General features: G+C 53.2%; 1 protein-coding gene. It reads left to right on the top strand.

Going from position 1 to position 402, the window contains the following annotated elements; translation table 11 throughout:
• On the top strand, positions 1–193 hold a 193-nt coding region (locus SB717_RS33930; protein WP_410907203.1), incomplete at its 5' end, for a tyrosine-type recombinase/integrase.
• Between the last annotated feature and the right edge of the window lie 209 nt (positions 194–402).

Below are 402 nucleotides of genomic sequence, written 5' to 3'. Positions count from 1 at the left end.
GAGCCGCAAGCTCGGAGTGCACGTGAGCCCACATCGTTTCAGGCATACGATCGCGACTGATCTGATGAAGCAGCCCAAGAGCAATCTTCATATCGTCAAGGATTTGCTAGGGCACCGGAGCATTGCGACGACCCTGAAATATGTACACGTTGACGTTGAGCAGGTCAGGCATGCATTGGAGGTAATGCGGTAGCGGACCACTGGGTTAATTCGCGAGGGGTTTTTAACCGTTTCGATGCTTACACTCTTCTCCTGCAGTTCGACGGGTTATTGAAGTCCGCAGCAAACTTTAGGCAGCAGAGAGCACGATCTGGGCGATGGTAGTTCCAGATCATCAGGCCCCTCCGGAGGAGTTGCCCTAGGGTGTGTCCATTTTATTCGCAGGTTCGATAGTCGATGGGC

The sequence above is a fragment of the Priestia sp. SIMBA_032 genome (assembly GCF_046535215.1).
GTDB lineage: Bacteria > Bacillota > Bacilli > Bacillales > Bacillaceae_H > Priestia > Priestia aryabhattai.
This window is presented reverse-complemented; position numbering and strand designations above follow the sequence as displayed.